We start from the raw sequence: 3,086 nt of genomic DNA, 5'->3' as shown, positions 1-3,086 counted from the left end.
TTGTCGCACTCGGCGAGGGTGCCGTCGAGCAGAACGAACTCGGCTCCTGATCGCGCAGCGTCTTCAGCAGGCCCGGTGCACGGGCGGCGAGCAGGTCGACGACTGCGCTGGTGCAGGCGTGGCGGTGGACTCCCTGATCCCGAACCCGGCGGTCTTCGAAAGAGCGGGGGGCTCGCGCATATACACCAGTGCCACCATCGCGCGCTGGGACGGACGGAGCTTGCAGAGCCGGTGCCCTCACAGGTGATGATCAGCATGGTGACCCACTTCACGAGTGCATGCGGCAGGTCGAGTGCGGCAGGATGGATGAGCAACGAGACCCCCAAAACGTGATTGAGACATCAGACATCTCGATCAACAGCCCGGGTGCCTCGCTCGTTGCGGCTCGCGCCTGTCACCTGACCGGTGACCACTTCGAAGAATGCTCAGTGAACAGCGGGCTTGTAGCTTCCCCAACGAATGTTGGACCAGCCATTCAGCCCATCACAGAAGTGAGAGTAAATGTGCTGATTGAACGGGACGCGTTCTAGCGGCACGCCAGCGTAACCTCCCCACGCAATGAGATCAGACTCGTCAGCATGGTGGATGCAATACAGGTATCGATCGTACAGCGGCGCATCATTGAAAAGGAACCAGAAGTACGGGTAGTCCGAGGAAACCGCCTGAATGAGCGTCCACAAGTCGGCCGTGCCGGAATCGGTGTAGTACTTAGCGGGAGCCCGGTCTACCACTCCGGCCACTTCCCCCAGCAAGCCAGCCACGCAGAAGCAGACATAGAGTGCCGCGAGGAGCTTTGCAGCGTCCGTGTACGGCTGACCGCTGCCCACTCCGGTTTGACTATTATGCCAGTTGCTACGCTCATGCAGGTCTCTAACCGCGCCATGAGTTGGATGCAGGAACTTGCCGAGGAACGTGTAATGTGCCTCAATCCGGTAGATCACAGCCGGGTCAGCAAGGTCGTTGAGTTCCAGGCACTGTAGCAAGGCGTCGTACGACAGATAATGCTTGTATCGCCAGGCCGCCTCATCTTGCTGACCGCGTATTGCCTGCTTGGTTTCAGTCTCCGGCTCGTAGTACTGGAAGTAGTTTTCTTCCTTGAGTCTCATTACTTCTGGACGAAACTCTTGGAACTGGAAGAAGTGAATAGGAATCATGAAGTCTGGGTCGTCTCGGTCCTTCAGACCTTCGTAGACGTACATGATTCTATGCTTCGCCCGCCGGTACTTCCTAACCTCAAGACAACTTGACTTCCCTTCCGCCCGAAGCCGCGCAAGTTCTTCTTGCTCCTCACGTAGCCGCGCTTTGAACTGCCCTTCAGTCAAACGCTCACTCGAAAGGTCGGCCAGTTGGAAGTACTTGTTACCGCGACACATCAGGAGAAAGAGAAGATAGTGCTCAAGGAGAGAGCGGCTAAGACCGAGAGAGTCGCCAATCTTGTCGCTTTCAATAAGGAGCAGGCAACTCTCGGCCGTCTCCATGCGCAAGTTGACGAACTCAAACATATCGCCATACATCGACGAAGCTGTTTCGCCGCCAACTCGTTTATTGTCCCAGGCACAGTATTCTGCAATCATCGCCCGGCACGCCGAGATCACGCGCTGCGTCTCCTGCTTCAACGCATCGCTGCTCACAGCACTACCCCCTCAACGTGTTCAAAAGCTGCTCGGCCTGAGCAAGCAACTGATCGTAGGTCATGACGCTGATGCCATGCAGGCGTGCGTTGAGTCCATGCAGCGCCTTTGCTTGCTCGGCCGACCAGTCATGAGAGCGGCCAATGATCAGAATGGCACGGGGATGGTAGGCCACTACTTCGGGGTGATCACGCAGACCTCTGGCGGCTGCCTCGTGCAGCGCGTCAAGGTAGCGGTGGCACTGGCCAATAGCCATTGAGACGTCACGACTCCAGAACCAACACTTGTGTGTGTCGTCGTACCGGATGACGTGCATGTCCGGGCGCTTGAGCTCGAAGATGTCTCGTAGCCCGTTGGCAGTCTGCGCCAGCAGGCCGTCTACGGAGTCGCCCAGTGCGATGGTCCGAACCTCATCACGCATGGTGTACGCGTTGCCGAACACCCATCCGTGGCGCTCGCACCACTCCTGGTACGTCTGCTCCCTTTTTTCGCCGCTTTCCAGGTTGGTACGCAACTGATCGATGGCCAGCGACAGTTCCGTCAGACGCACACTGGACTGCACACCCTTCAGGAGCTCCGCTCCATCCTCGGTTTCTGCCAGGGAACGCAGAACGTCCTCGTCAGCCACAAGCGGGGCGATGGCCTTGCCGACAGCTATCGGGTCCCGGCCTGAGAGACCGGTACCAGTGCCATCGAGGCGGAGCACAAGGAAGTCACCATCTTGACGCCCCTCAGCAACAGCCAGGCTTTCTTCGAGCACTCGCTTGAGCTCTTTGACCTCCTCGTGGTTCAGCGTGAACTCTACAGGGAAGAGACCGAAAATACGCCCCTCGCGCTTCTTATGATAGAGAAGCTTCGCTGCCACCTGGTCGCCATCCGTCCGCTTAATGTACTGCGGCAGCACTTCGAATCGGCGCTGCGGAGTGTTGGCGATTACAATTGGGTCGGTGAAAGAAACGCGCTGCGACTGTGCTTGCCGGCGCGAGACCTGGCGCTCGTTGGTCATGAGCTATCTCCTGTTGATCTTTGACGGAGATTATGAGCTTTTCGGGACGAAAGAGCAACCCTTGGCCATAGCTGCGCTTTGCCCGAGAATGAATGAGCAGGGTATTCTGGCGCGATTCACACCTTTTTTCCGCTGGCTAGGACCAAGCTGGACCAAAGGAGCGCAACGCAGGAACCCGATCTGCTTGCGCTCTGTTCACGTCCTGACACTTTCAGTCACTTACATCATGCAGCCAAGCGACTTTTTCGACCTTGAAGAGAATGCGTTTTTGGATGGAGTAGACCCATGGAATGAGTCAGCGGGCGTGAGTGAGGTTTTTTTCGGTCTGACCTTGTAGAGCAGCTCCGGCAAGGCCCTGTCAAGGACGTCGATGACCTCGAAGCCGCCTATGATGCGCGATCACGAGCCGAGTTCGTCCTGCTCGACGGCACCCTCGCCGAGTGCGACAG

At 57.6% G+C, this 3,086-nt stretch carries 3 protein-coding genes and 1 pseudogene; 1 reads left to right on the top strand and 3 read right to left on the bottom strand.

The annotated features are described in order from the left end of the window. From P1P75_RS40750 to P1P75_RS40740, 3 genes and pseudogenes are all read right to left on the bottom strand, one after another. Positions 1–314: pseudogene (locus P1P75_RS40750) on the bottom strand (IS5/IS1182 family transposase); the annotation flags it as partial. A 111-nt stretch (positions 315–425) separates the two neighbouring features. After that, positions 426–1,631 carry a hypothetical protein gene (locus tag P1P75_RS40745; RefSeq protein ID WP_319264875.1) on the bottom strand — a complete coding sequence of 402 codons (1,206 nt, stop codon included), beginning with the start codon at positions 1,629–1,631 and terminating at the stop codon, positions 426–428. Between the two features lie 4 nt (positions 1,632–1,635). Next, positions 1,636–2,637, bottom strand: a complete 1,002-nt coding sequence (locus P1P75_RS40740) for a Shedu anti-phage system protein SduA domain-containing protein (RefSeq protein ID WP_319264873.1) — start codon at positions 2,635–2,637, stop codon at positions 1,636–1,638. Here P1P75_RS40740 and P1P75_RS40735 point away from each other — a divergent pair. Continuing rightward, positions 2,636–2,974, top strand: a complete 339-nt coding sequence (locus tag P1P75_RS40735) for a hypothetical protein (RefSeq protein ID WP_319264870.1) — start codon at positions 2,636–2,638, stop codon at positions 2,972–2,974. The genes P1P75_RS40740 and P1P75_RS40735 overlap by 2 nt on opposite strands. The last annotated feature ends 112 nt before the right edge of the window (positions 2,975–3,086 follow it).

Origin of the sequence: Streptomyces sp. ID05-39B, from assembly GCF_033794725.1 — a bacterium.
GTDB classification, from domain to species: Bacteria; Actinomycetota; Actinomycetes; order Streptomycetales; family Streptomycetaceae; genus Streptomyces; species Streptomyces bobili.
The sequence above is the reverse complement of the archived record's forward strand: the minus strand, read 5'-3'. Positions and strand labels throughout refer to the sequence as shown.

What these genes read in the sequence shown, in the direction of transcription:
- P1P75_RS40740 (WP_319264873.1), bottom strand. Translation starts at nt 2,637, where the DNA reads ATGACCAACGAGCGCCAGGTCTCGCGCCGGCAAGCACAGTCGCAGCGC.
- P1P75_RS40735 (WP_319264870.1), top strand. Translation starts at nt 2,636, where the DNA reads ATGAGCTATCTCCTGTTGATCTTTGACGGAGATTATGAGCTTTTCGGG.